At 65.0% G+C, this 24,713-nt stretch carries 25 protein-coding genes and 1 tRNA gene; 12 read left to right on the forward strand and 14 right to left on the reverse strand.

Going from position 1 to position 24,713, the window contains the following annotated elements; all coding sequences use genetic code 11:
- Positions 1-55 precede the first annotated feature (55 nt).
- Positions 56-1,150 carry an HD-GYP domain-containing protein gene (locus WHZ77_RS00980; protein ID WP_375311985.1) on the forward strand — a complete coding sequence of 365 codons (1,095 nt, stop codon included), beginning with the start codon at positions 56-58 and terminating at the stop codon, positions 1,148-1,150.
- Here the strand turns inward: WHZ77_RS00980 and WHZ77_RS00985 are convergent, their stop codons facing one another.
- Positions 1,151-2,731, reverse strand: a complete 1,581-nt coding sequence (locus WHZ77_RS00985) for an ATP-dependent acyl-CoA ligase (RefSeq protein WP_375311986.1) — start codon at positions 2,729-2,731, stop codon at positions 1,151-1,153.
- A gap of 143 nt (positions 2,732-2,874) precedes the next feature.
- Positions 2,875-3,285 carry a VOC family protein gene (locus WHZ77_RS00990; RefSeq protein ID WP_375311987.1) on the reverse strand — a complete coding sequence of 137 codons (411 nt, stop codon included), beginning with the start codon at positions 3,283-3,285 and terminating at the stop codon, positions 2,875-2,877.
- A gap of 125 nt (positions 3,286-3,410) precedes the next feature.
- Between WHZ77_RS00990 and WHZ77_RS00995 the strand changes: the two genes are divergently transcribed.
- Both WHZ77_RS00995 and WHZ77_RS01000 read left to right on the forward strand, forming a co-directional pair.
- Complete coding sequence (locus WHZ77_RS00995) at positions 3,411-4,385, forward strand: Bug family tripartite tricarboxylate transporter substrate binding protein (protein WP_375311988.1); 975 nt, start codon at positions 3,411-3,413, stop codon at positions 4,383-4,385.
- A 138-nt stretch (positions 4,386-4,523) separates the two neighbouring features.
- Entirely contained in the window at positions 4,524-4,802 is a 279-nt protein-coding gene (locus WHZ77_RS01000; protein ID WP_375311989.1) for a DUF3551 domain-containing protein, read from the forward strand.
- 138 nt (positions 4,803-4,940) lie between these two features.
- On the opposite strand, the gene WHZ77_RS01005 is transcribed toward WHZ77_RS01000, so the two are convergent.
- Positions 4,941-6,185, reverse strand: coding sequence for a S1C family serine protease (locus tag WHZ77_RS01005; protein ID WP_375311990.1), 1,245 nt, complete (start codon positions 6,183-6,185; stop codon positions 4,941-4,943).
- A gap of 200 nt (positions 6,186-6,385) precedes the next feature.
- Here WHZ77_RS01005 and WHZ77_RS01010 point away from each other — a divergent pair, with 200 nt between their 5' ends.
- From WHZ77_RS01010 to WHZ77_RS01030, 5 genes are all read left to right on the forward strand, one after another.
- On the forward strand, positions 6,386-7,003 hold the full coding sequence (locus WHZ77_RS01010; protein ID WP_375311991.1) for a hypothetical protein: 618 nt from the start codon (positions 6,386-6,388) through the stop codon (positions 7,001-7,003).
- Positions 6,990-7,364 carry a transcriptional regulator gene (locus WHZ77_RS01015; protein ID WP_375311992.1) on the forward strand — a complete coding sequence of 125 codons (375 nt, stop codon included), beginning with the start codon at positions 6,990-6,992 and terminating at the stop codon, positions 7,362-7,364. Before WHZ77_RS01010 ends, WHZ77_RS01015 begins: the two co-directional genes overlap by 14 nt.
- Before the next feature lie 28 nt (positions 7,365-7,392).
- Entirely contained in the window at positions 7,393-8,133 is a 741-nt protein-coding gene (locus WHZ77_RS01020) for a di-trans,poly-cis-decaprenylcistransferase (RefSeq protein ID WP_375311993.1), read from the forward strand.
- A 121-nt stretch (positions 8,134-8,254) separates the two neighbouring features.
- Positions 8,255-8,797, forward strand: a complete 543-nt coding sequence (locus tag WHZ77_RS01025; protein WP_375311994.1) for a GNAT family N-acetyltransferase — start codon at positions 8,255-8,257, stop codon at positions 8,795-8,797.
- Positions 8,798-8,853: 56 nt separating this feature from the next.
- Positions 8,854-9,339: a Crp/Fnr family transcriptional regulator gene (locus tag WHZ77_RS01030; RefSeq protein WP_375311995.1), complete on the forward strand. Its 486-nt coding sequence runs from the start codon at positions 8,854-8,856 to the stop codon at positions 9,337-9,339.
- On the opposite strand, the gene WHZ77_RS01035 is transcribed toward WHZ77_RS01030, so the two are convergent.
- The gene (locus tag WHZ77_RS01035; protein ID WP_375311996.1) at positions 9,278-10,105 is read right to left on the reverse strand and encodes a metallophosphoesterase; all 828 of its coding nucleotides are present in this window, start codon (positions 10,103-10,105) and stop codon (positions 9,278-9,280) included. The two genes, WHZ77_RS01030 and WHZ77_RS01035, sit on opposite strands and share 62 nt — an antisense overlap.
- 209 nt (positions 10,106-10,314) lie before the next feature.
- Between WHZ77_RS01035 and WHZ77_RS01040 the strand changes: the two genes are divergently transcribed.
- The 3 genes from WHZ77_RS01040 (at position 10,315) to WHZ77_RS01050 (ending at position 11,819) form a co-directional block, all read left to right on the forward strand.
- Positions 10,315-11,001 carry a DNA-3-methyladenine glycosylase I gene (locus WHZ77_RS01040; RefSeq protein WP_375311997.1) on the forward strand — a complete coding sequence of 229 codons (687 nt, stop codon included), beginning with the start codon at positions 10,315-10,317 and terminating at the stop codon, positions 10,999-11,001.
- 28 nt (positions 11,002-11,029) lie between these two features.
- Complete coding sequence (locus WHZ77_RS01045; protein WP_375311998.1) at positions 11,030-11,323, forward strand: DUF1330 domain-containing protein; 294 nt, start codon at positions 11,030-11,032, stop codon at positions 11,321-11,323.
- A 202-nt stretch (positions 11,324-11,525) separates the two neighbouring features.
- Positions 11,526-11,819 (forward strand): hypothetical protein, encoded by a 294-nt coding sequence (locus WHZ77_RS01050; protein WP_375311999.1) that lies wholly within the window; start codon positions 11,526-11,528, stop codon positions 11,817-11,819.
- Between the two features lie 73 nt (positions 11,820-11,892).
- On the opposite strand, the gene dinB is transcribed toward WHZ77_RS01050, so the two are convergent.
- Positions 11,893-12,993 carry a DNA polymerase IV gene (gene dinB, locus WHZ77_RS01055; RefSeq protein ID WP_375312000.1) on the reverse strand — a complete coding sequence of 367 codons (1,101 nt, stop codon included), beginning with the start codon at positions 12,991-12,993 and terminating at the stop codon, positions 11,893-11,895.
- 140 nt (positions 12,994-13,133) lie between these two features.
- Between dinB and WHZ77_RS01060 the strand changes: the two genes are divergently transcribed.
- Positions 13,134-13,343: a hypothetical protein gene (locus WHZ77_RS01060; protein WP_375312001.1), complete on the forward strand. Its 210-nt coding sequence runs from the start codon at positions 13,134-13,136 to the stop codon at positions 13,341-13,343.
- A 109-nt stretch (positions 13,344-13,452) separates the two neighbouring features.
- Here WHZ77_RS01060 and WHZ77_RS01065 read toward each other — a convergent pair.
- The 9 genes from WHZ77_RS01065 to WHZ77_RS01105 all read right to left on the reverse strand — a co-directional run bounded on the left by WHZ77_RS01065 (position 13,453) and on the right by WHZ77_RS01105 (position 24,698).
- Positions 13,453-13,529, reverse strand: a tRNA-Arg gene (locus WHZ77_RS01065).
- 59 nt (positions 13,530-13,588) lie between these two features.
- Positions 13,589-14,656 (reverse strand): diguanylate cyclase, encoded by a 1,068-nt coding sequence (locus WHZ77_RS01070; protein ID WP_375312002.1) that lies wholly within the window; start codon positions 14,654-14,656, stop codon positions 13,589-13,591.
- Position 14,657: 1 nt separating this feature from the next.
- Positions 14,658-17,735: an EAL domain-containing protein gene (locus WHZ77_RS01075; RefSeq protein WP_375312003.1), complete on the reverse strand. Its 3,078-nt coding sequence runs from the start codon at positions 17,733-17,735 to the stop codon at positions 14,658-14,660.
- 207 nt (positions 17,736-17,942) lie between these two features.
- Complete coding sequence (locus tag WHZ77_RS01080) at positions 17,943-19,028, reverse strand: branched-chain amino acid ABC transporter permease (protein ID WP_375312004.1); 1,086 nt, start codon at positions 19,026-19,028, stop codon at positions 17,943-17,945.
- Entirely contained in the window at positions 19,025-20,035 is a 1,011-nt protein-coding gene (locus tag WHZ77_RS01085) for a branched-chain amino acid ABC transporter permease (protein ID WP_375312005.1), read from the reverse strand. Before WHZ77_RS01085 ends, WHZ77_RS01080 begins: the two co-directional genes overlap by 4 nt.
- Complete coding sequence (locus tag WHZ77_RS01090; RefSeq protein WP_375312006.1) at positions 20,032-20,754, reverse strand: ABC transporter ATP-binding protein; 723 nt, start codon at positions 20,752-20,754, stop codon at positions 20,032-20,034. The genes WHZ77_RS01085 and WHZ77_RS01090 overlap by 4 nt, the downstream gene beginning before the upstream one ends.
- Complete coding sequence (locus WHZ77_RS01095) at positions 20,751-21,527, reverse strand: ABC transporter ATP-binding protein (RefSeq protein WP_375312007.1); 777 nt, start codon at positions 21,525-21,527, stop codon at positions 20,751-20,753. The genes WHZ77_RS01090 and WHZ77_RS01095 overlap by 4 nt, the downstream gene beginning before the upstream one ends.
- Before the next feature lie 218 nt (positions 21,528-21,745).
- Positions 21,746-22,930, reverse strand: coding sequence for a substrate-binding domain-containing protein (locus WHZ77_RS01100; protein WP_015689347.1), 1,185 nt, complete (start codon positions 22,928-22,930; stop codon positions 21,746-21,748).
- 328 nt (positions 22,931-23,258) lie between these two features.
- On the reverse strand, positions 23,259-24,698 hold the full coding sequence (locus WHZ77_RS01105; protein ID WP_375312008.1) for a sigma-54 interaction domain-containing protein: 1,440 nt from the start codon (positions 24,696-24,698) through the stop codon (positions 23,259-23,261).
- Between the last annotated feature and the right edge of the window lie 15 nt (positions 24,699-24,713).

A 24,713-nucleotide genomic window follows, 5' to 3' on the forward strand; every position in this document is an offset into this window, starting at 1 on the left:
AACCTGATCCGGCTTAGGCTTTCGCCAAATACACTCCCGTGCTGTTGGGGAAGTCATGAACGCGCCAGCCAAATCCGCCGCCAAACGCCGGCTTCTGCTCGCCTCCGACCGGAGCGATGCGAGCAGCGAGCTTGCCAGCATCCTGAAGGCGGTCGGCGAGGTCTCGACGGTGACCACGCAGCAGATTCCCGACCGGCCCTCGCGCGATCTGTCCGGTCTCGTCGTCGATATCAACCTGCGCTCGCCCGACAGCGTGCAACGGGTGCGCAACAAGCTGCGCGGCGATGCCTATCATTCGATGCCGCGGCTGTTCGTGCTTGCCGATGCCCTGCATCACGGCACCATGCAGGCCTGGGCGTTAGGGGCCACCGACACGATCTCGCGGCCGCTGCAGCCCGATGCGATCCTGCAGCGCATCCGCGCCGCGTTCCCCGACACCGCCACCTACGACGCGACCGACCGCGGCAAGACGCTCAACCGCGGCGTCGAAGCGGCGCACGCGGTGCTGGCGAAGATGTTCGAGAAGCTGCCGCTCGGCGTGCCGCTGAGCTTCGACGACGTCATCGCCGCCGAGAGCAAGATCCTGAAGGCGATCAAGCATTCCTCGCTGCGCGAATGGCTCACCACCGTCGGCTGCCATCATGTCGGCAGCTATCGGCATTGCCTGTTCGTCACCGGCTTCGCGGTCGCCTTCGCGCAGCATCTCGGCATGCGCGAGGACGACCAGCGTCGGCTGACCCGCGCTGCCCTGCTGCACGACGTCGGCAAGGCGTTCATTCCCGCGGCGCTGCTCGACAAGCCCGGCAAGCTCACCGACGAGGAGATGGACGAGGTGCGTCAGCATCCGCGCCGCGGCTACGACGCGCTCGCCGAGCAAGGCGGCTTCCCGCCGGAGATGCTGGATGTCATCCTGCATCACCACGAATTCCTCGACGGCTCGGGCTATCCGAACAATCTGTCGTCGAACCAGATCAGCGACATCGTGCGGGTGACGACGATCGTCGACATCTACGCCGCTTTGGTGGAGAAGCGCGCCTACCGCATGCCCTTCACCCACTCCCGCGCCTTCACGATGATGGAAGGCATGGGCGGCAAGCTGGACCAGCAGCTGTTGCAGGCATTCAGGCCCGTGGCGCTGGGATCGTTCTGATCACCCCACCATCTTCCTCAGCTCCGCCTTCGCCACCTTCTCCAGCGTCGAACGCGGCATGTCGTCGACGAATCTCACCTCGCGCGGCACCTTGAAGTCGGCAAGGCCCTTGCGGCAGGCGGCCATCACGCTGTCATGAAGATCGGGCGCAGCGCCCGCGACGCCGCCATGCGGGATGATGAAGACGACCGGCACCTCGTCCAGCATCGGATGCTTCTTCGCCACCACCGCGGCCTCGCGCACGCCGGGCACAACCGCGATCACCTGCTCGATCTCGGAGGCCGCGACGTTCTCGCCGCCGACCTTCAGCATGTCCTTGGCGCGATCCCCGAACCTGATGAAGCCATTCGTCAGACGCTCGACGCGGTCGCCGGTGAGGAAGAAGCCGTGCTCGTCGAAACTCTCGCGCGTCGCCTTCTCGTTGTGGAGATATTCGGCGAACAGCGACAGGCCGGGGATGCCCTTGATCGAGAGATTGCCGGTGTCGCCGACCTCGGTCGGCCGCCCGTCGTCGTCGGTGATGCGGATTTGATATTCGCCCGCGGCGCGGCCGATCGACATCGGGATGTTGGGCTGGTCGACCTCGCCGATGATGCCGTGGGTGATGGTCTCGGTCATGCCCCACCAGCCGATCATCTTGACGCCGAACGCGGCGAAGGCCGGCGGCTCGTTGATGGCGGTGCCCCACAGGCGGAATTTGTGATCCCTCGGAATCTCCTGCTCGAGCAGCGCCTTCATGCAGAACGGAATGGTCGAGGTCCAGGTCGAGCCGTGCTCGCGCGCGACACCCCAAAACCGGCTCGCCGAGAAGCGCGGCTGGATCACGCAGGTGGCGCCGACCCACAGCGTCGCCAGCATGGAATAGGCCAGCGCATTGGTGTGGAACAGCGGCAGATAGGTCTGGTGCACGTCGCCGGCGTGCAAATCCTCATGCGCGGCGTTGATCTTGGCGCCCCACAGCGCGTTGGCATGGGTCCAGAGCACCGCCTTCGGGCGCGACGTCGTGCCTGACGTGTACTGCACGCTGCACGGCGCGAGCGGATCGGTCGCCCGCTGCGGCCGGTCCGGGCTGTCGGCGAACAGCGATTCAAAGCTGTCGCCGCGTGGGACGGATTGTGCAGGCGCAGCGCCGGCATCGTGCGACGTCACCGCCATCCAGCGAATGCTGCGGCAGTTCTGCGCGACGATCTCCGCATAGGCCGGCTGCGTGATCGCCGCGACGGCGCCGCAATGATCGGCGAAATATTCGATCTCGGCCGGCGCCGAGCGGGTGTTGGTGGTGACCGCGATGGCCCCGCACTCGACGCAGGCAAACCAGGCCAGCAGCGCCTCGATGCAATTGTCGAGATGGATCAGCACATACTCGCCGGGCTTCACGCCGCGCTTGGCGAGCCCCGCCGCGAGCGCGCCGACCCGCTCGTGAAACTCGCCATAGCTCCAGCGCCGCGCCGGGGCGTCGAACGGCGCCCAGATCAGGAACGGATGCGAGCTGCGCACCTCGGCGCGCATCTTCAGCAGCCAGGGCACGTCGAGCCCGTCGAACGGGCCCACGATTCCGGCTGAACTCTGTTGAAGTGGCATGTTTCCTCCCGTGCAGCCTGTATCTTGTGGGCGGCCGCCTTTTGATTATTGCGTCTTCCTGCCACCGGATGACGCGGGGAGCAAATCGGGGGACAGCGGTAACGCCCGCTCCCCGTCATTGCGAGTGGTTAAGGCAGCCGGCCTCAATCCTCGTACGACGAAATCTCGATCAAGCTCCCATCCGGGTCCCGGCAATAGACCGAGCGCAGCGTGCCGCGCGCGCCCTGCTTGGGAACCGGGCCTTCCTCGATCGCGACGCCATGTGCCTGTAAATGCGCCACCACCTCGTCGGGCGTGGCGGACGTGAGGAAGCACAGGTCCTCGCTGCCGGCGGTCTGGTGATCGGCTGTGAACCATTCCACCTTATCGGCATCGCGCGGCCGGATGTTGATCTTCTGGTTACCGAATTGGAGAGAAGTCCGCGGCGCTTTGCCGCCACCGGGGTCGAACACCTTGACTTCCATGCCGAGAATCTCGCGATACCACTCGGCAGACACCGCGACGTCGGCGACGTTAATCACGAGATGATCGAGGGCTTCGACCTTGACCGGCATGCCTTATCCTTTCGTCGTGATGCGCCTCGCGCACTTTCCGCCTGCGGCAAGCTTTGTTACAACCGCGCCGACGACACTTTCAAGTTATCCGGCTTCAAGAACAACACGTTGGGAGAACCCTCCATATGATCACTCGCCGTTCCGCGCTGGGCCTGCTTGCCGCCTCGCCTCTTGCAGCCAGCCCGCTGTCGAAAGCCTTCGCTGCCGATTATCCGTCCCGGCCGGTGAAGTTCGTGGTCGGCTACCCGCCGGGCGGCGCCACCGACATTCTCGCGCGCCTGATCGGCCAGCGGCTGTCGGAACGGCTCGGTCAGCAATTCGTGGTCGAGAACAAGCCGGGCGCCGGCAACAATATCGCCACTGAATCCGTCATCAATGCCGAGCCCGACGGCTACACCATCCTGCTGGTCAATCCGGCCAACTACATCAACGCCACGCTGTACGCGAACCTCAAGTTCAACTTCGTGCGCGACATCGCGCCGGTCGCCGGGCTCCAACGCGTGCCGAACGTGATGACCGTCAACAAGGACGTGCCGGCCAAGACCGTTGCCGAGTTCATCGAGTACGTGAAGGCCAATCCGGGCAAGGTGAACATGGCCTCGTCCGGTAACGGCACCTCGGTGCATCTGTCCGGCGAGATGTTCATGGCGATGACCGGCTGCAAGATGCAGCACGTGCCCTATCGCGGTGCCGCGCCCGCCATCACCGACATGCTCGGCGGCCAGGTGCAGGTGATCTTCGACAACATGCCCTCGATCATCCAGCACATCCGCTCCGGCAGCTTGCGCGCGCTCGGCGTCACCACGGCGCAACGCTCGCCGCAGCTGCCCGACGTGCCCGCGATCAGCGAGACCGTGAAGGACTACGAGGCAAGCGCGCTGTTCGGCATCGGCGGGCCGAAGAACATGCCAAAGGACATGATCGCCAAGCTCAACACTGAGATCAACACGCTCATGAAGGAGCCCGACATGACCAAGCGCCTTGTGGAGCTCGGCGGCGATCCGCTGGTGCTGACGCCGGAGGCGTTCGGCAAGGAAGTCGAAGCCGAGACCGCGAAGTGGAAGAAGGTCGTCGAGTTCGCCGGCCTGAAGGTCGAGTAGCGGTCTTGTGATCGTGAGGAATGGAGCCCTGCCGTCCGGCAGGGCTTTTTTCTTGGGTGGTCTGGGGCGTCGATCCGGAATAAAACGGCGCCGCGAAACCTGATGATAGATGGCGCCGTGAACAGAGGAGTTGGGATCATGCGCAAGACGCATTTGGCGTTGCTGACCCTGGGCGCGACGGTCCTTGCCGGTTTCGTCACCGCGACGCCCGCCGCGGCGCGCGACTATCCCTGGTGCGCCCAGGGCGGTGAGTATGATTATCCCGGCGAATGCGCCTACAGCACCTACGAGCAATGCCAGGCCAGTGTGTCCGGGCGGCTGCTGTTCTGCGGGCCCAATCCGCTATTTGCCTACGGGCAGGCGCCCAGGCCGCAACCGCGCATGCAGCGCCGCACGCGGCCGGTCGCTCCGTATTAGTTGCGGCATACACAGCCGCCATCGCCCGGCTCGACCGGGCGATCCAATACTCTGAGACGTATGTGATTGACTGAGATGCCGCGGGTGTACTGGATTGCCCGGCTTCGCGGGGAATGACGGCGGAGATTGACGCTGCAGCTACCGCTTCGCGTCGACCTGCTCCGTGCCGTTGCACGAGATCAGCATCGTATAAGGCCGCGCGTTGCCGGCGATGTCGGTGGTCTTGAGCTCGCCCTTCGGTTCCGCGGTCTGGTAGGGCACCACGGAATTGTCGAGGAAGTCGCGCAGCATGCCGGTCTTGATGGCAAAGTTGATGTTCTCCGGAATGGTGCCGGTCGCAGCGGCGATGCGCAGTGCGGGGATCTTTGCGGTGACCACGCCCACGATCTGCCCGGTGGTGTCGAACAGCGGGCCGCCGCTATTGCCGGGTTGCACCGGCGCGCTGATTTGCAGGAAACGCGTGTCGTTGCGCATGCCGCTGAGCGAGCTCGCGATACCGGTCGTCACGGTGAAGTCCGACGTGAGCAAGCCATGGAAGGGAAAGCCGATTACGATGACGGAATCGCCGGAGCGGATCGAGCGGTCGCGAATCCGCGCAAAGTCCTTGAATGTCGTCGTCGATGGCGCCTGCAACAGAGCGAGATCGTTGTTCGCGTCGCTCGACACGACGCGCAGCACCATCGCGGCCTCGCCGGTGAGGTTACCCTTGATGTCGCCGACACAGCCGTCGATCACATGATTGTTGGTGACGACGTGCCCGGTGGCGCTGACCACGAAGCCGGTGCCGGTCCTGGCCCGGGCAGCTTTGCTGCCGGCCGGTGGCGTCTGCTTGTCCGGCGCGGGCTGCGGCTTGGCGGCGATCTTGGTGAAGTCGCCGGCTTTGTCGAGCCCGTCGGCTTTCACCTTGGTCACGCAATTGGCCAATGCGGCGATCACCGGCCCGGTCGAGGTCAGATCGAAATTCAGGACGGCGCGGCCGGCTGTCGCCACCATCAGGCTCGCCTTCTGAAACGTACGCACGACATTGAGCGGCATGACGGCCGTGAGCATGTTCGATTGATACGCCGTAGCGTACAGCCTGGCTCGCTCCTGCCCGTCAAAGGTCACGTCGATTGCGGCGTTCTCGCCCTTGTTGAAGCGGTAGCCGGGACTCGCAAAGGCGAGCGACCATATGCCGGCGGCATTTTGGCTCACGACGAGGATGACGCCGTTCGCATAAGGCGTCGTCGCCGCGCAATGCGAGAAGGCGCCCGTCTCGTCATTGCTGAAGGCGCCGCCGATCCAGTTGCCGACATTGACGCTGCCGAACGGGCCCTTCGCATACGCCGCTCCGACGACACTCGTCTGCAATAGCAACGCAACGACACATGACTTCAACCACATAGCTTCCCCCCAACGCTTTTGGACTATCTTATCCGCGGGGAGAGTGGCGGCGCAACCACCAGTTGTTCATCCCGTCGGGGGCGCCTCGCGATGACTTTCCGGCTTGCCCTTTACTTTGCATTGCTATATACTTTGTAATACAAAGTAAGTAACGGGCTTGTCCCGGACTTCTAGGGTGGGGCGAGGTTTTGGCATTGCCGATGCGCGATCTCGACAAGGCGCTGGCCGATATCGTGGCGATCCGCAGCCAGATTGCGGCGGGTACGGCGTTCCGCGGCTACGGCCCGGCGACGATAGCTGCGACCGGCGCCGTCGCGCTTCTCACCGCGATCCTGCAATTCTGGCTGCTCGGTGATCCCACCGGCGAGCCGCTCGGCTTCTTCCTGGGTTGGTTCATGGCGGCCGCGCTCTCCGGCCTGATGATCGGCATCGAGATGCGTGCGCGGTCGCGCCGCCATCATTCCGGTCTCGCCGACGCCATGATCCACCAGGCGGTCGAGCAATTCCTTCCCGCCGGCGTCGCCGGCGTGCTGCTCGCGGTGGTGATGTGGAAGTTCGCCAGCGAGACGCTGTGGCTCTTGCCCGGCCTGTGGCAGATCCTGGTGTCGCTCGGCATCTTCGCCTCCGTCCGCTCGCTGCCGCGCAGCGTCGCGCTCGCGGGAGCCTGGTATTTCATGTCCGGCTTCGCGGTCGTTCTGCTCGCGAGCCGGACCCACACGCTCTCGCCCTGGACCATGGGACTGCCCTTCGTGATCGGGCAGTCGGTCATGGCGGGCATTCTGTATTTCGCGTCCGGAGACCATGATGCCGAAGACTGACAGCGCGCCGTTCTCCTATGAAGGGCTCGACCGCGTGATCCACGAGAAGGCGAGGCTCGGGCTTCTGACCTCGCTGATGGCGCATCCCAAGGGTCTGGCGTTCGCCGATCTCAAGCAGCTCTGCGGCCTCACCGATGGCAATCTCAGCCGGCATCTCGCCGTGCTCCAGGAAGCCGGGCTCGTCGAGGTGACCAAGGGCTATGAGGGCAATCGCCCGCACACCACCTGCCGCCTGACCAAGGCCGGCCGCCGCCGCTTCCTCGACTATCTCACCGTGCTGGAGCGCCTGGTGCGCGACGCCGCCAGGGCGGCCGGCCGTGAGGCGCCGCCGCTCGGCCGTCTCGGCATCGTCTCGACCTGATCCCCCTTTTTTGACCGGAGACTTTGCAATGCAAAGCGACCTTGCGCCTCGCGACGACAAGCTTCACGTCGGCATCATCATGGACGGCAACGGACGCTGGGCGACGCGGCGCGGCCTGTCCCGCCTGCGCGGCCACGAGGCCGGTGTCGAGGCGATCAGGCGCATCGTCGAGGCCGCGCCCAGGCAGGGCATCGGCACGCTGACGCTTTATGCCTTCTCCACCGACAATTGGCGCCGGCCGAAAGCCGAGGTCGCCGCGCTGATGACGCTTCTGCGCTTCTATCTCGCCAACGAGGTGCAGAGTCTGGTCAAGAACGGCGTGCGCCTCACCGTGATCGGCCGCCGCGACCGCCTGCCCGACGGCATCGCCAATGCGATCGCGCGCGCCGAAGATGCCACAGCCGGCGGCAGCACGCTTCATCTGCGTATTGCCGTCGACTACTCCGCGCGTGACGCCATCCTCAACGCGGCCGCAAAGGCGGCGGCACTGACGAGCCTCACGCGAGAAGCTTTCTCGCAACTTGTCACCGGCGAGGCCGGCCTTCGCGACGTCGATCTCATCATCCGCACCTCGGGCGAGAAGCGGCTGTCGGACTTCCTGCTCTGGGAAGGCGCTTATGCCGAGTTGCATTTCACCGAGCGGATGTGGCCCGAATTCGACGCGGCCGATCTTGCCGCCGCTTTGGCCTCCTTCCACGGCCGCGAGCGCCGCTTCGGCGGCCTTCAGGCGATCATGCCGGAGGAGGTGCCTTCACTCTCCCGTGTGTGACGCAGAGCACGGAGCGATCGGCTGTTCGTTTTCAGCCGCGTGATTGGCGGCAATGTCCAAGCGGCTTCCGCGCGGCCTCGGCTAGGTGTGCGTTCAACGCAACCTGTCGAGGGCGTCGCGCATGTCACAGTTGTTTCCGGATGCGGTTATCGAGTCGGACCAGGCGAAGGGCACGATCTGCATCAGGGCCGCCGATGCCTCCGACGTCGAGAGTCTCTCGATCTATTTCACGGGCCTTTCCACGACGACGCGCAACAAGCGCTTCATGGGCGCGAGGGCGGACGTCGCCGTTGTCGCGGCCGAATGCGTCGCCAGGGCCGGCCATCCCGATCATTTCACCTTGCTCGCCGAGCTCAGGCAGGAGGGGCAGGGCACGATCATCGGTGAGACGCTCTACGTCTACGACGCGGTCGCACGGCAAGGCGAATTCGCCATCTCCGTCGCCGACGTTTTTCAGCGCAGGGGCCTCGGCTTGCAGATGATGACAGCGATGGAGATGCGCGCGAGCGATCTCGGTCACAGGATAATTGCCGCCGAGACGGCCCGGGTGAATGCGGAGATGCGCGGTCTTGCGAAGAAGGCGGGGTTTGCGGATACCGGGCTCGGCGACTGGCAGTCGGTCCATCTCGCGAAGAGTCTGTCGCGTCAGTCGTCATCTCGCTAATTTGCCGGGTGGCACGGATCATGCTCTATTATCTCCCGTCACGGGAGCTTTCGGCGATGCGCGCAGTGTTGAACTATTGCACCGGCGGGACGGAACGGCGGATTACGGCCGGCACGGTCGTCGTCACCGAGGGCAGCACCACCGGTCATCTCTACGTGCTGATGCAGGGCAAGCTCGAAGTGCTCAAGGGCGAGATGATCGTCGCCACCGTCACCGAGCCCGGCGCGGTGCTCGGTGAGATGTCGGTGCTGCTGGGACAGCCGCACACCGCGACCGTGCGGGCCTGCTCGGACGCGGTCGTCTACGAGTTCGAGGATGCGGCGTCGTTCCTCAAGCAGGAGCCGGGGGTGGCGCTGCTGATTGCGCAAATGCTGGCGCAGCGGCTGAACGTCGCCAACACCTACCTTGCCGATCTCAAGCGGCAATATGCCGGCCACGGCACGCATCTGGCCATGGTCGGCGAAGTGCTCCAGAGCATGATCAACCTGCCGCCGCTTGAGGTCTCGCCAGGCTCGGATCGGCAATCCGACCCAAGGATGTAAGCCAGTCCGGCGGCTCCTCGATGTACTTGCCCGGCCGCATCAGCGGCGCGTCGAGATCGATCCATTGCGCTTCGCCTGCCGCCAGCCAGAACGCCTTGTTCGCATCGAGATCCAGCACGATATGCGTCGGCGGCCGGCCCGATTGCAGGCCGGCATTGAACACCCAGGTCTGGCCCAGCCGGTCGAACCACGATCCGTCCGTGATGAAGGGTGACTGATGCACATGACCCGAGATCACCATCGACGGCTGATACTGCATGATCCATTGCACCAGCTCGACATCGCCGAAGAAGCGCTTGCCGCCCCAGCTCGTCGGTGAATTCGCCGGCGGTGCATGGTGCGCCCAGATCCACCGCTGCGGCCGATTGACTGCGGCATCGCGGAGCTGCTCGACGATGCGCTGCTTGACCAGTGGCCCGTCCCACCACGGGCATACGGTGAACAGGGTGTCGCCGATGGTGAGGCTGTCGCCGTCACAGGCAATCCCCAGTTCGCGCACCTCCGAAATCCAGCGCGAGATCTTCTCGCCCTCGGTATTGCGTTCGTCGAGGTCGTGATTGCCGGAGCAGACGATCACGCGCGTTCTTTCGGCAAGCAGCGCGAGGTACTTCTTCACCACCACGATCTGCGCGCGAAAATCCACCATCGAGCCGATGTCGAGCGCATCGCCGGCGAAGATCAGGAGGTCGAATTGCGGCGCCGCGCTCACGAGCCAGTCGAGCTGCGGCAGCGAGTAGTGCAGGTCGGCCACGACCAGGCAACGCATTGAAAATCCGTCCGCAAGAGATTGAAAATGTCTGGGAATTCCAAAACGGCATAAAGCAAGAAGCAGACCAGCATGGCGCTCTGCTCGGGGTCGTCCAATGTGGCAAGCATGCTGCGGCAGCGCCGCGGGCGCAAGTGCTGGTGCGTCGCAGGGCTGGACCGGGCCGTCGATTTCTGGTGTCTTGCCTGCATTCCAACGCGGGTGTCCGCATGACCTCGTTCAAGACCATTCGCGCCCGCGCCGAGAAACGCAAGGGCGGGCCCAAGGCGCTCGAGAAGCTGATGCCCGAGAAACCCGACCTCAAGCGTCTGGCGAAGCTCGGCGACGACCGCATCCTTGCCGAGATGACCAGACGGGTGTTCTGCGCCGGTTTTGCCTGGAGCGTGATCGATTCGAAATGGGACGGCTTTGAAGAGGCTTTCCTGCACTTCCAGCCGGCCAAGCTCAGCTTCCAGCCCGAGGAGTATTGGGAGGGCCTGTTGCGCGATACGCGCATCGTGCGCAACGGCGCCAAGATCATGTCGGTGCGCGACAACGCCGCCTTCGTGCAGGAGATTGCGAGGGAGCACGGCAGCTTCGGCAAGTTTCTGGCGAAATGGCCGCCGTCCAACGAGATCGGCCTGCTCGATCTCCTCGCCAAGCGCGGCAGCCGGTTAGGGGGCAACACCGGGCAGATGCTGCTGCGTTTCGTTGGCTGGGACGGCTTTGTCACCTCGAAGGACGTTGTCGCGTCCTTGCGCGATGCCGGCCTCGATATCGCCGAAGAGGTCAAGTCCAAGGGCGATCTCGCAAAAGTGCAGGCGCAATTCAATGCCTGGGCCGAGGAGACCGGCCTGCCTTACACATATCTGTCACGCATCTGCGCGCTCTCGATTGGCGAGAACCGCGGCGAGTAGCGGGTCACGAGAAACAAGGAGAAACGAAATGGCAAGGGCCTATTGGGTTGCCACCTACCGCGCGATCAAGAACCCCGACGCCATGGCGGCCTACGCCAAGCTGTCGCGCCCTGCGATCGAGGCCGCCGGCGGTCGCGTGCTCGCGCGCGGGATGCCGGCCGCGGCATTCGAGCACGGGCAGATGGAACGCGTCGTCCTCATCGAGTTCGACAGCGTCGCGAGCGCCAGGGCGGCGTATGAAAGCCCGGCCTACAAGGCCGCGCACGATCTGCTCGGCGACGGCGCGGATCGCGACATCCGGATCGTCGAAGCCGTCGATTAGCGCCGCCGGCCACGGGATCGTGGACATCGTGTGGCGATGTCTTGCCGCGGGCGCGGCAGGGGGAACGCGCGATCACGAAAAACATTTTTCCGGAACATTCATGCGCAGCACCCGTTCGGGAGTTTGAGCCAGGCGGCACAGGCGCAGGGAGCGCCCGTGTCTCGCCCGGCTCGATGAAACCGATAACAGAACGGAGCAGCGCATGAAGCTCACGACCGAACAAGTGAAGCAGACCGTCAACCAGCTCGGCGCACAGGTGCTGCCCGACGAGCATCCCGCCATGCCGCAGCTCAACAACATGTTTGGCGAGCACACCTTCTTCGTCGACGAGACGGGTCTCAAGGTTCTTGAGCCCACGCAGTCATTGGGTGCGGAGCGCCAGACCGGCGAGGTCGTCAGCCTCGCCGACTGGAGCGATGCCGAGCTGACGCGCCTGATGGCGCACGAGCCGGAGCCGACGGGCGTGATCGTGGTGTTCGAGCATGTGCGGCATTGATTGGGCCGAGCGGGTCGACATTGGGGTCGGTGGCGGGTTGGAAAAATCTCGTCACTGACGTTGCCGGTTCGGTTCAGATTCCGAACGTCAGCTGCGGCTCCGCATCATCCCCGTCCTGGAGGGAAGACAGCGAGACCCCCAGCAGCCGGACGCGCTTGGGCAGCGGCATCTCGATCTCGAGCAGGCCGCAGGCCAGCCGCTCCAGATCGTCGCGGCCTGAAACGGGCGCCGGAAGTGACCTGCTGCGCGTGATGATCTCGAAGTCGGCGAATTTGATCTTCAGGGTGACGGTTCGGCCGCGGTTGCCGGTCGCCTCGCAATGGCGCCAGACCTTGTCGACGAGAGGCTTGAGTTCGATGACCAGCGCGCCGAATGCGTCGAGGTCGGCCTGGAACGTGGTCTCCGCGCCGATGGACTTGCGGACCCGGTTGGCCCGGACCGGCCGTTCGTCGACGCCGCGCGAGATCCAATAGTAATAAGCGCCTGACTTGCCGAAATTCGCATTCATGAATTCCAGCGACTGGTTGCGGATGTCGAGGCCGGTGAACAGGCCGAGCGCGTTCATCTTGGCGCTCGTCGCCGGGCCTATCCCATGGAATTTGCCGACGGGCAGCGTCTCGACGAAGGCGGGCCCCATCTCCGGCGAGATCACGAACTGACCGTTCGGCTTGCGATGATCGGAGGCGAGTTTTGCGAGGAACTTGTTGTAGGAGATGCCCGCTGAAGCATTGAGGTCCGTCTCGGCTTTGATCTTCTCGCGGATCCGCAGCGCGACGTCGCGCGCCAGCGGGATGCCCTGCAAATTCTCCGTCACGTCGAGATAGGCTTCGTCGAGCGATAGCGGTTCGATGACCGGCGTGTGCTCGGCGAAGATGTCGCGGATCTGCCTGCTGATCGCCTTGTAGATCTCGAAGCGCGGCTTGACGAAGATCAGATCGGGACATTGTCGCTTCGCGGTCACGGATGGCATCGCAGAGCGAACGCCGAACTTGCGGGCCTCGTAGCTGGCGGCCGCAACGACGCCGCGTTCGGCGGAGCCTCCCACCGCGACCGGCTTGCCGCGCAGCTCCGGATTGTCGCGCTGTTCCACGGACGCATAGAACGCATCCATGTCGATATGGATGATCTTGCGGACGGGCGAGGCCGCGCCAGTCACCGTGCCGGATTCGCTCATGGGAAGATGATACAATCGCGCAACGCGAAGCGCGAGGTGACGGATGCTTCAATTGGACCCTTCGCCGCGGTCGGCAATCTCAGGCTTGTGAGTGGCAGGCCCGGCCGCGCGATCCTATATGGCGGTGCGGAGGACAGCCGATGCAATACAGCTCCGAGCTCATTCAGACCGTGCGCCAGGCACTTGAGACCGTGATGGCGAGTGTGCCAGCCGATCAATCGGTGTTCGGTCTGAAAGCCGCCGTAGCCGAATGCATCCTGAGGGCTGCCGCACACGGCCAGACATCGTATGACGGACTGGTGACGTCCGCCTTGGGCCAGATCCAGCAAATCATCTCGGTGCTGACGTAAGCGCTTCCTTTGGGTTGAGCAGACGGCAGGAATCCGAGCGGCGCGAGGCATAGACCGCTAGCGGTCGCGCGACGGGCGGGGGTTTGATTGGGAAGACCGCGCCACGAGATGGCGCACCCGACACGATTCGAACGTGTGACCTTTGCCTTCGGAGGGCAACGCTCTATCCAGCTGAGCTACGGGTGCTAGTCGAGCCTCATTTAGCCGATTGGCGAGGGGCGGGCAACCGCTTCCCGCCGCATCGATCAGGCTGATTTGCGCCCCAGACGGCCAGGAACCGGCTCGCTGTCCCGGCCGAGGCCGGCAAACTCGGCGAGCAGCCGCTCGGCGCAGATGACGCGGTTGCGGCCGAGCCGTTTGGCCGCATAGAGCGCCTCGTCGGCTAAGCCCAGCAGCCGGTCGGGGCTGGCGTCGGCCTCGCCGGGAAGCCGGCTGGCGACGCCGACGCTGAGGGTGACGTGGTCGCCGGCGCCCTCGGCACCATGGACGATCGCCAGGGCCATCACAGCGCGGCGGATCTCGTCGGCGATCGCGCAGGCGGCATCGCAATCCATGTCCGGCAGGATCAGCGCGAACTCCTCGCCGCCATAGCGGCTGGCGAGGTCGAGCGGGCGCACGGCATGGCGGCTGACGACGGCGGCGACCGCGCGCAGGCATTCGTCGCCGCTCTGGTGGCCGTGGCGGTCGTTGAACTGCTTGAAATGATCGACGTCGACGAACAGCAGCGCCATCGGCTTCTGCGTCCGCTGGGCGCGGGCCCATTCCGCCTGCAGCATCTGGTCGAAGGAGCGGCGGTTCGACAGGCCGGTCAGGCCGTCCTTGGTGGCGAGCTCCTTCAGCGCGCTTTCGGCGCGCTTCTGGTCGGTGAGGTCGCGCAGCGTCTCCACCACCGCGATCAGATGGCCGGCCTCGTCGTGGATCGGGCCGGCGTCGATGGCGAGATAGAGCTGGCTGCCGAGCTTCGGCATCACGCACCAGTTCTCGGCGCTGAAGCCGAGGCCGTTATGGCCGCGCGCGGCATATTCCGAATAGAACTCCGGCAGCTGCTCGGGCCGGTCGAGCGCCACGAGGTCGGCGAGGCAGGGACGCTTGGTCTCGTAGAAGGCCTGCCAGTGTTTCGTGGTGCCGATCACCTCGGAGGCGGCGACGCCGGTCAGCCGCTCGCAGGCCCTGTTCCAGATCACGACGCGGCGCCTGGGATCGATCACGAAGGTCGGCACCACCAGGTGCTGCATCAGCCGCACGGCATAGGAATCGGCGACGTCGACAGGGCTGGCGGGAGTCCTGCTCGCGGTCTTGCGCGGCTTCGCCATCTCAGGCCACCGCCGCGATGGGCCGGGCATCGCCCGGGCTGAACAGCTTGCGCACGTCGGCCGCCGGCTTCGGCTTGCTGAACAGATAGCCCTGCATCTCGGTGCAACCGAGCGAGCGCAGCATCTCGCGCTGCGCCTCGGTCTCGACGCCTTCGGCCACCGTGGTCATGTTGCTGGCGGCGGCGATGTTCACCACCGCCTGGACGATCACGGGCGCGCCGCTCGCTTCCGCGATGTCGGCGACGAAGCAGCGGTCGATCTTGATCTTGTCGAACGGGAAGCGCTTCAGATAACTCAGCGAGGAATAGCCGGTCCCGAAATCGTCGAGCGCGATGCGCACGCCGATCGAGCGGAGCTGATGCAGGATCGAGAGCGCGGCCTCGTCGTCGCGGATCAGCACGGCCTCGGTGATCTCGAGCTCGAGCCGGCGCGGGTCGAGCCCGGAGGCGGCGAGAGCGCCGGCGATCCGCAGCGCCAGCGTGTCGCATTTGAGCTGCACAGGCGAGACGTTGACCGCGATCCGCACATGCGCCGGCCAGGTCGCGGCCTCGTTGCAGGCCATGCGCAGCACCCAGTCGCCGAGCTCGTTGATCAGGCCGGTGTCCTCGGCGATCGGGATGAACTCGGCCGGCGAGACCCAGCCGCGTTCGGGATGACGCCAGCGCAGCAGCGCCTCACAGCCCGAGACCTCGTTGGTGCGCAGATCAACCAGCGGCTGATAGTGAATCTCGAAGCCGCCATTCACCAGGGCCTGGCGCAGATCCTGCTCCATGGTCAGGCGTGCCTTGGCGCTCGCGTCCATCGCCGGCTCGAAGAAGCGATGAGTGCGGCGGCCCGAACCCTTGGCGCCGTACATGGCGAGGTCGGCGTTCTTGATGAGCTGGTCGAGGTCGGCGCCGTCCTGCGGCGCCAGCGCGATGCCGATGCTGGCGTCGGTGGAGAGCTGGTGGCCGAGGCAATGATAGGGCTGGCGGATCGCCTCGTAGATCCGCGTCACGAACGACAGCACGTCCGCAGAGGATTGGATTCCGGTCTGGATCACCGCGAACTCGTCGCCGCCGAGCCGCGCGATCAGGTCGCTCTTCTTGAGGCAGCCGCGCAGCCGGGTCGCGATCGCCTTCAGCAGATCGTCGCCGACGTGATGGCCGAGCGAATCGTTGATGCCCTTGAATTCGTCGACGTCGATATAGAGCAGCGCGAACTGCTCGCCGCCGGCGACCTTCTCCAGCTCGCGCTCGATCTGCTCGCGGAACAGCGTGCGGTTCGGCAGGTCGGTCAGCGCGTCGTAATGCGCCATGTGCGCGATCTTCTCGTCGGCGCGCCGCCGCTCGGTGACGTCATCGATGACATGGATGAGGTATCGCGGTTCGCCGGCTTCATCACGAAGGCCGATCCGGGTCGAGGTGATGTAGCGTAGCCCCATGCCAGGCATCTGCCAGGCGTGTTCGTCCTTGAACAATCCCTCGGCCGATTTCAGTGCACTGCTGTCGTCTTCGGTGATGCGGTCGGCGGGCCCCTTGGGAAAGATGTCGAAAGCGGTCTTGCCCACGACGTCCTGACGAGACTGGCCGAATAGCTGCTCGGCGACGCAATTGAGCAGCAGGTATTGCCGCGTCCGGGCGTCCTTCACCGTGATCTGGGAGGGGATGTGATCGATGATCTCGCGCAGGAACGTGTCGTTGCGGTCGCGCTCCTGCTCGAGATTGCGGCGCTCGGTGATGTCCTCGATCGTGGCGACCCAGCCGCCCTGAGCCAGCGGCGTGTTGATGACCTGGAAAGCGCGGCCGTTGGGCAGCTCATGGGTCCTGGTGGAGACCTTGCCTTCGGCGACCACCCGCATGACATCGGCGCAGAACGCCTCGACGTCGCCACGGAATGCGCCGCGCTCCTTGCGATGATACATGGCTTCGTGAATGTGGCAGCCGGGCTTGATTACGTCCGTGGACAGGCCGAACATGTCGGCGTAGCGGCGGTTGCAGGTGACGATATAGCCGGCGGCGTCGTACAGGATCAGCCCTTGCGACATGTTGTTCAGGGCGGTGTCGAGTCGCTGCCGCTCCGCTTCGATCCGCTCCTGAGCCCCCCGGTTCTGCCGGTTGATCTGGCGAATGATCAGGAAGAGGATCAGCGCGATCACGGCGGCTGAAACCGTTGCCGCGGTGACCATGAAGCCGGTCTGGTGGCGCCAGTCGGCAAGCGCGGCGCTCGTGGTGTTGGTCGCGACGATGACCAGCGGAAAATGCGACAGCGACGCCGCCGAGCCGAGGCGGTCCTCGCCGTCGATCGGGCCCTTGACGCGCAGCGTATGCCGGCCGCCTTCGGCCAGCACCTTGCGCATCAGCGGCGCGTCCTTGAAATTCCTGCCGATCAACTCTTCGACATGCGGGTAACGCGCCAGCATCTTGCCTTCGCGATCGAACAGCGAGATGGCGGCGCCCTCGGCCAATGCGACCGAGGCGAAATAGCGTTGATAGCTCTCGGGATCGATCCGGCGCACCAGGACGCCGAGGAAGGTGCCGTCCGGCATGTTGAGCCGGCGTGCGACGATGGTCGTCCATTTTCCGATGATGAAGCTTCGCACGGATTCCAGCAGCACCGGCTCCGATGCCGGATTTGACTTGAAGGTCTGGAAATAGGTGCGCGACGAGACGTTGATCGCGGGCAGCGGCTGGGCGCGCGACCAGTTGATGATGTCGCCGTCCGCGTCGTAGATCACGATGTCGCCGAGGTAGGATACCGCGCTGATCTTGCCGCGCAGCATCTGGTTGGTGGCAGGTCCGGACATTCGTTCGCGGAACATCGTGGGCGAGGTGATCTCCCGCAGGTTCATCTGCTCGATCAGGTCGGCGGCGACGACGTCGGAATCCTCAAACTGCTGATCGAAATGCCGCGCGATCAGCTGCACGGTGTTTGCCAGCTCGCGCTCGCGGTTGGTCAGCGTGCGCTCGCAAAAATCGCCGATGGCCATGGCGGTCACAGCGAAGATGCCCGCGACCAGCAACACGCCGCACAGGGTGAGCCAGAGCACCGGGCCGCGCCGCGTCGCCGCCTCCCAGCCGCTCTTTGCGGCTAGAGACATTCCGGCTGCGATCCTTGCAGAGACCTGGCGCATTCCCCCTCCCTGAGGGAACACGAATACACCGCACAAATGGCCCAAACCTTAGCAAAGCCAGTTACCTAAGGATTAATCCGGTTGCGTGGTCAGGCCCGTATGCCGCAAAGCGGGAATCACCTCACGGTTGTGCGATGCCAGAAACAACCGCTGCGCTGCATCATTAACTGCCGCTTAATGCGAGGCGCCCGCGCCCTTGTCGCCACCGCCGCTGCGCAGCCGTCCAACCACGCCGGTGGGGAAGAAGTAGACGCTGGCGATGAACAGCAGTCCGAGCCACAGCAGCCAGCGGTCGGGGTGGAGAAGCCCAGGCAGCAGCGGCAGCCCGGCCTCCGACGCCGCCTTGGATGCGACGCCCATCAGCGACTGCAGATAGTTCTGGGCGAGGATGAAGATCGTGGCGCCGATGATGGCGCCGTAGATCGTGCCCATGCCGCCGATCACGACCATCAGCAGGATGTCGAGCATGATCGAGAAGCTGAGCGATGTGTCGGGGCCTGCATAGCGCAGCCACAGCGCATTCAGGATGCCGGCGCCGGCGGCGACCAGCGCGGCCAGGCAGTTGGCGTAGGTGAGATGGAACACGGTGCGAAAGCCGAGCGCCTCGGCGCGAAAGCGATTCTCGCGGATCGCCTGCAGCACGCGCCCGAACGGCGAGTTCACGACGCGCAACAGGGCGAGGATCATCAGGGCGGAGATCGCGAACACCAGGTAGAAGGTCAGGATGCGGCCGTTGATCTCGAAGCCGAACAGGTTCCTGGAGATCAGCACCGTGCCGGGGCGGAGCAATTCGGGCAGCTGAAAGCTGCGCCCGTCCTCGCCGCCGGTCAGCCAGGACAGCTGCGAGGCCAACACCTGGAAGGCGGAGGCGACCGCGAGCGTGATCATGGCAAAGAAGATCGCGGCGACGCGCAGCGAGAACAGGCCGATCGCGAGCGCGAGCAAGGCCGCCAGCGGCAGGCCGACGACGATGCCGGTAGCGACCGCGGCCCAGTTCGGACCCATCCCGTACAGCGCGATCGCGATGGCGTAGCTGCCGATGCCGTAGAACATGGTGTGGGCGAACGACACCGAGCCGGTATAGCCGAGCAGCAAATCGTAGGACGCGACCAGCGCGGCGAAGACGCAGATCTTGGCGGCGACGTTCAGCGCTTTCGCGCCCGGGAACAGGAACGGCGTTAGCGCCAGTGCCAGAATGATGACGACGAGAACGAGCGTGAGAACACGGCTGCGGGGCGGATCGCCTGACAGGATCATCATCGGCTGGTCACCGCATAGAGGCCGCGCGGCCGCCACATCAGAATGGCGACCATCAGCAGGATGTTGGAGACGAGGGCGAGTTTCGGCACCAGGAAGCCACCGTAATTGGCGACCATCGCGACCAGAATCGCGCCGATGAAGCAGCCGCCGATCGACCCGAGGCCGCCGATGATGACGACGACGAAAATCAGGACGGTGAGCTCGTCGCTCATGGAGGCATGGACCTGCTCGCGATAGAGCGCCCACATCACCCCGCCGAGGCCGGCGAGCGCCGATCCGGTCATGAACACGCCGAGGAACAGCCGGCGGATGCGGTAGCCGAGGGCCTCGACCATCTCGCGGTTCTCGACGCCGGCGCGGATCAGAAGGCCGAGCTTGGTGCGGTTGAGCACGAGCTGGATCGCGATGAAGACGGCGAGCCCGATCAGCGTCGCCAGCACGCGATATTTGGCGATCGCGACGTCGCCGAGGATGAACGAGCCGCGCAGCGAGGTGGGCAGCGGCATCGGGATGATCTGCGGCCCCCACAGCGCATAGAGCGTCTGCTCGGCGACGATCAGCCCGCCGGTCGTCATCAGGATCTGCTTCAGATGCTGGCCATAGACGGGAAGGATCAGCACACGCTCCACGACGAGGCCGAGTGCGCCGGACACCGCCATCGACAGCAGGGCCGCGGGCGCCAGCACCGCGAGGTTGATCCAGAGCGAGTCGGCCTGAATGGAGGCCGCGAACGGCGCCAGCACCAGCGTCGCGACATAGGCGCCGACCGCGATGAAGGCGCCGTGGCCGAAATTGAGCACGTCCATCAGGCCGAACACCAGCGTCAGTCCGGAGGCCATGATGAAGATCATCATGCCCATCGCGAGGCTCGCCGCGGTCAGTGTCAGCCATGTGCTCGGCGAGCCGATCAGCGGAATCATCGCGAGCGCCAGCGCGATCGGCAGCAGGACCGGTGCGAGATCGCGCTTCGGCTTCGGCAGCGGATCGGTTGCAGCAAGTTCACTCACTGATGCGCCTCCAGGCTCAGGCCGAGCAGCCGCTCCTGCAGCGGCACGTCGGCCGCCAGCGCCGCCATCTCGCCGCGATGGACGATGGTGCCGTTGTCCATCACCAGCACGTTGTCGCCGAGCTCGCGGGCGGCAAAGAAATTCTGTTCGACCAGCAGGATCGTCGCGCCCTTGCGCTTGATCTCCTTCAGGCACTCGATCAGCGCCACGATGATCGCCGGCGCCAATCCCTTGGTCGGCTCGTCGATCAAGAGCAGCTTGCGCGGCTCGATGATGGCGCGTGCGATCGACAGCATCTGCTTCTGCCCGCCCGAGAGGCTCCCCGCGCGCGACAGCCAGAACCGGCGCAGCGCCGGGAAGAAGCCGAAAATCCATTCCAGCTGCTTGTCATCGAGCGGCCCGTCGCGCGCCGCCAGCACGAGGTTTTCCTTCACCGTGAGGTCGGAGAATACCGCCATGCTCTCCGGCACATAGCCGACGCCGAGACGGGCGATGTCGGGCGTGGCGCGGCTCTCGATGCGCTCGCCGGCGAGGCTGATCTCGCCGCTCGATGCCTGCCACAGGCCCATGATGGTGCGCAGCGTCGTGGTCTTGCCGGCGCCGTTGCGGCCGAGCAGCATCGTGGTCTGCCCCTGCGGCACCGTGAGGTCGATGCCCTGGAGGATGTGATAGCGGCCGATATGCGTGTGCACGCCGGAGAGTTTCAAAAGGTCGCTCATGCGGCGCTCTCTGCAGCGTTCTTGGGTGCGACGCCGAGATAGGCTTCCTGCACGATCGGCGAGGCGATCACCTCGGCCGGCGGGCCGTCGGCAACGAGCTGCCCGTTGTGCAGCACGATGATGCGGTCGGCGAGCGAGCGCACCACGTCCATCTTGTGCTCGACGAGGAGGATGATCTTGCTCTGGTCCTGCTTGAGCTGCGCGATCAGGTTCAGCACGACCGGCACCTCGTCGATGCTCATGCCGGCGGTCGGCTCGTCGAACATGAACACTTTCGGCTCCAGCGCGATCATCAGCGCGACTTCGAGCTTGCGCTGGTCGCCATGCGACAGCGCGGTCGCGGCGACGCCGCGGCGGCCACCGAGCGCGACCTGGTCGAGGATGGCGTCGGCGCGGGCGATCAAATCGCGGCGGACCATCCAGGGCCGCAGCATGTCGTAATGGGTGCCGTCGGCGGCCTGCACCGCGAGGCGGACGTTCTCTCCTACCGTCAGGTTCGGGAAGAGGTTTGTCAGCTGGAATGCGCGGCCAAGGCCGGCACGCGTGCGCATCGGCGCGGACTGCTGGGTGATGTCGGTGCCGTCGAACAGGATGCTGCCGCTGCTCGCGCGAAGCTGGCCCGAGATCAGGTTGAAATAAGTGGTCTTGCCGGCGCCGTTCGGCCCGACGATGGCGGTGAGCTCGCCGGGGCGGAACGTACAGGTGACGTTGTTGACCGCGACATGCCCGCCGAAGCGGATGGTGAGGTCGCGGGTTTCGAGAGTCAGCGTCATTGGCGATCTAGTGAATGATGAGATGAAAATGTATCCGCGATCACGCTGCGCTCCCTCCCCCGCTTGCGGGGGAGGCATAGGCGGCCTTCGGCCGCTGTTCTTAAGAAACGCCGATGCTGAGGGTCGGCCTGGGAAAGGGTGTTTCTACGACGAAGGCTCCCCAAGAGGTGAGAACCCTCTCCCGGCCTCTCCCGCAAGCGGGAGAGGTGAAGAACAACTCAGCGCTTGTTCTTGACCGGAACGTCCATGTCCTCGATCTTCAACTCGCGGACCGGCTCGAGCACGGCCCAGGCGACGTTCGGATCGACCTTGACCTTGAAGTGATACATGCTCTGCAGCGCCTGATGGTCCTCCTTGCGGAACACCATCTTGCCCTTCGGCGTGTCGAACTCCAGACCTTCCATCGCCGTGATCAGCTTCTCGGTGTCGGTCGACTTCGCCTTAGTGACGGCGGCGACGACGGACATCGCGGCGGCGAAGCCGCCGGCGGTGAAGAAGTCCGGCGGCGCGTTGAAGCGCTTCTGGTGCTCGGCGACGAACCAGTCGTTCACCGGGTTCTTCGGGATGTCGTAGTAATAATAGGTCGCGCCTTCCATGCCCGGCAGGCCCTTGTAGGCCGCCAGCGCCGGCAGGATGTTGCCGCCGGTCGAGAGCTCGATGCCGTAGCGCTTCGGGTCCATGTCCTGCAGCTTGGCCAGCGGATTGCCGGCGCCGGCCCAGATCACCCAGATCACCTTGCGGCCGGGCTTGTCCTTCAGCGCGTCGAACAGGCGCTGGCCGACCGCGGTGAAGTCGGTGGTCGAGGTCGGAGCATATTCTTCTGCGGCGAGCGTCGCGCCGGTCTTGGCGAGCGCCTCCTTGAAGGCGGCGACGCCGTCGCGGCCGAAGGCGTAGTCCTGCGCCAGTGTCGCCACGGTGACGCCCTGCTTGCCGATCGCGACCGCGTTCGAGATCGCATCCTGCGACGAATTGCGCCCGGTTCGGAAGATGTAGCGATTCCACTTCTCGCCGGTAATCTGGTCCGCGACAGCGGGCTCGACGATCAGGATCTTCTTGTTCTCCTCGGCGACGGGGAGAATCGCGAGCGCTGCGGCCGACGAGGTCGTGCCGATCGCAATGTCCGCCTTGTCGTCCTGATAGGCTTCAGCGAGCGCGGCCTTGGAGAGGTCCGGCTTGCCCTGGTCGTCCTTGGTGATGACGACGATCTTGCGGCCGTCGAGCGTCATCGTGCCCTTGGTGGCGTATTCAAAGCCCATCTGCAGGCCGGTTTCGGTCTGCTTGGCGTAAGCCTCGAGCGGGCCGGTCTTGCCGTAGATCAGCGCGACCTTGAGGTCGTCGGCTCGGGCGGAGGTGGTCGCGGCCAAGCCGAGGATGGCTGCTGTGAGAATGAGCGATCGACGCACGATGGGTTCCTCCTTGAATGAGCTGCCTTGATCACAGCGATTTGCACAAGTGTGCATACATTGCAATTCCACCTTCCGGCAGAGCCTGCATGAGTGCATGTGACAATCTCTTGACGTGTGGGCGTCGCGACGTTCGCGATGCCTGCACGCCGCCGCGTCGTCCATCAGCCCATGCGTTTCCTCTGGCCGCCTACAGCAAGCCCTGCGCCAGATGCGGAGCTTGCGTTGGAATGGCTGAAAATGCGGCAGAAGCGCTGACGATGCCAAAGACAAGGCCGGCATCATGTTGTCGGGAATCCGAGACTCCAGACACGGATTGTCTCGAAACTCAGACAGGCGACGCTCCGGTCGCCAGCCCGAACTTGGCGAGTTTCTTGTAGAAGGTCGCGCGCGAGATCCGCAACATGCGCGCGGCTTCCGTGATCTGGCCGTTGCTGGCGGCCAGCGCATGTTCGAGCGTCTGCCTCTCGAACTCGGCCTCGGCTTCGGCATAGGGGAGGATCGAGCCGGTCATCCGCGGCACCGGCGCTGCGTCGATGTCTGCGCTGACCGGCAGGATGTGAACGAAATCGTCGCCTGTCAGGCGTCCGGTATCGCTCAGGATCAGCGCGCGCTCCAGGATGTTGCGGAGCTCGCGGACATTGCCGGGCCAATCGTAGCGCGCGAGCGCCGAAAGCCCGCTTGGCGTGATCCTGGCATTGACGAAATCGCCGGAGGCGCTGATGTCCTCGATCAGCCGCGCGCAGATGTCAGGCAGATCGTCGATGCATCTTCGCAGGGGGGGAAGATCGATCGAGAGCACGTTGAGACGGTAATAGAGATCGGGGCGGAAGGCGCCGTCGCTGACGCGCTTGCGTAAGTCCACATTGGTTGCGGCGATGACGCGCACGTCGACCTTGGTGATCTTGTCCGAGCCGAGCGGTTCGATCTCGCGCTCCTGCAAGACGCGCAGGAGCTTGGCCTGCAAGTGCAGCGGCATCTCGCCGATCTCGTCGAGGAACAGCGTGCCGCCGTCGGCGATCCGGAATTTGCCCTCGCGTCCCCTGCGGTCGGCGCCGGTATAGGCGCCCGGCGCGGTGCCGAAGAATTCGGATTCGATCAGCGTCTCCGGGATCGCCGCGACGTTGACGCTGACGAACGGTTTCTCCGCGCGCGAGGACGCATTGTGGATCGCCTGGGCCAGCAGCTCCTTGCCGGTGCCGGTCTCGCCGGTGAGCAGCACGGTCACGCTCTGCCGCGCCGCGCGTTTGGCAAATTCCTTCGCTTGGGCGATCGCCGGTGTCGTGCCGACGAAATCGGCCAGGGTGAAGCGCGCCGCACGGGCGTGCGACAATTGCCGCCGTGCCAGCCGCAGATCGCTCTCGAGCCGGGTGACGCGCGCGAGCAGCGGCTTCAGGCTTTCGATGTGGTCGTAGAGCACGAAGCCGATTGCGCCGATGACATTGCGCTCCTCGTCCTCGATCGGCATGCGGGTGACCACGAGCTGCTCGCCGCCGAGCTCCATGATGTCGAGCAGGATCGGCTCGCCGCTCTCGGCGACATTCCGCATCAGGCTGTTCGGGATGATTTCTTCGATCGGCCGTCCGATCGCTTCCGCTGTCTGCTTCAAGCCGAGCGACGCCAGATATTTCTCATTGACGTAGATCACCCGCCCGCCGCGATCGATCGCAATCGCACCCTCGCATAAATGCTCCAGCCGCTCGAACAGCGTCACCATCGCCCGTGCGCGGACATAGGCGGGATCGCTGACGGAGGGGGGAGAGGGCATGGCGTACCTCAGGGG

It is taken from the genome of Bradyrhizobium sp. A5 (assembly GCF_042076515.1).
Classification (GTDB): Bacteria; Pseudomonadota; Alphaproteobacteria; order Rhizobiales; family Xanthobacteraceae; genus Bradyrhizobium; species Bradyrhizobium cosmicum.

Bases quoted from the DNA above. Each gene is read 5' to 3' on its own strand.
- WHZ77_RS00995 (WP_375311988.1), top strand. From the start codon at position 3,411: ATGATCACTCGCCGTTCCGCGCTGGGCCTGCTTGCCGCCTCGCCTCTT.
- WHZ77_RS01035 (WP_375311996.1), bottom strand. From the start codon at position 10,105: ATGCGTTGCCTGGTCGTGGCCGACCTGCACTACTCGCTGCCGCAGCTC.
- WHZ77_RS01105 (WP_375312008.1), bottom strand. From the start codon at position 24,698: ATGCCCTCTCCCCCCTCCGTCAGCGATCCCGCCTATGTCCGCGCACGG.
- WHZ77_RS01040 (WP_375311997.1), top strand. From the start codon at position 10,315: ATGACCTCGTTCAAGACCATTCGCGCCCGCGCCGAGAAACGCAAGGGC.
- WHZ77_RS01070 (WP_375312002.1), bottom strand. From the start codon at position 14,656: ATGGCGAAGCCGCGCAAGACCGCGAGCAGGACTCCCGCCAGCCCTGTC.
- WHZ77_RS00990 (WP_375311987.1), bottom strand. From the start codon at position 3,285: ATGCCGGTCAAGGTCGAAGCCCTCGATCATCTCGTGATTAACGTCGCC.
- WHZ77_RS01060 (WP_375312001.1), top strand. From the start codon at position 13,134: ATGCAATACAGCTCCGAGCTCATTCAGACCGTGCGCCAGGCACTTGAG.
- WHZ77_RS01090 (WP_375312006.1), bottom strand. From the start codon at position 20,754: ATGAGCGACCTTTTGAAACTCTCCGGCGTGCACACGCATATCGGCCGC.
- WHZ77_RS00980 (WP_375311985.1), top strand. From the start codon at position 56: ATGAACGCGCCAGCCAAATCCGCCGCCAAACGCCGGCTTCTGCTCGCC.
- WHZ77_RS01095 (WP_375312007.1), bottom strand. From the start codon at position 21,527: ATGACGCTGACTCTCGAAACCCGCGACCTCACCATCCGCTTCGGCGGG.
- WHZ77_RS01020 (WP_375311993.1), top strand. From the start codon at position 7,393: ATGCAAAGCGACCTTGCGCCTCGCGACGACAAGCTTCACGTCGGCATC.
- WHZ77_RS00985 (WP_375311986.1), bottom strand. From the start codon at position 2,731: ATGCCACTTCAACAGAGTTCAGCCGGAATCGTGGGCCCGTTCGACGGG.
- WHZ77_RS01025 (WP_375311994.1), top strand. From the start codon at position 8,255: ATGTCACAGTTGTTTCCGGATGCGGTTATCGAGTCGGACCAGGCGAAG.
- WHZ77_RS01015 (WP_375311992.1), top strand. From the start codon at position 6,990: ATGCCGAAGACTGACAGCGCGCCGTTCTCCTATGAAGGGCTCGACCGC.
- dinB (WP_375312000.1), bottom strand. From the start codon at position 12,993: ATGAGCGAATCCGGCACGGTGACTGGCGCGGCCTCGCCCGTCCGCAAG.
- WHZ77_RS01080 (WP_375312004.1), bottom strand. From the start codon at position 19,028: ATGATGATCCTGTCAGGCGATCCGCCCCGCAGCCGTGTTCTCACGCTC.
- WHZ77_RS01030 (WP_375311995.1), top strand. From the start codon at position 8,854: ATGCGCGCAGTGTTGAACTATTGCACCGGCGGGACGGAACGGCGGATT.
- WHZ77_RS01050 (WP_375311999.1), top strand. From the start codon at position 11,526: ATGAAGCTCACGACCGAACAAGTGAAGCAGACCGTCAACCAGCTCGGC.
- WHZ77_RS01045 (WP_375311998.1), top strand. From the start codon at position 11,030: ATGGCAAGGGCCTATTGGGTTGCCACCTACCGCGCGATCAAGAACCCC.
- WHZ77_RS01005 (WP_375311990.1), bottom strand. From the start codon at position 6,185: ATGTGGTTGAAGTCATGTGTCGTTGCGTTGCTATTGCAGACGAGTGTC.
- WHZ77_RS01000 (WP_375311989.1), top strand. From the start codon at position 4,524: ATGCGCAAGACGCATTTGGCGTTGCTGACCCTGGGCGCGACGGTCCTT.
- WHZ77_RS01010 (WP_375311991.1), top strand. From the start codon at position 6,386: ATGCGCGATCTCGACAAGGCGCTGGCCGATATCGTGGCGATCCGCAGC.
- WHZ77_RS01075 (WP_375312003.1), bottom strand. From the start codon at position 17,735: ATGTCTCTAGCCGCAAAGAGCGGCTGGGAGGCGGCGACGCGGCGCGGC.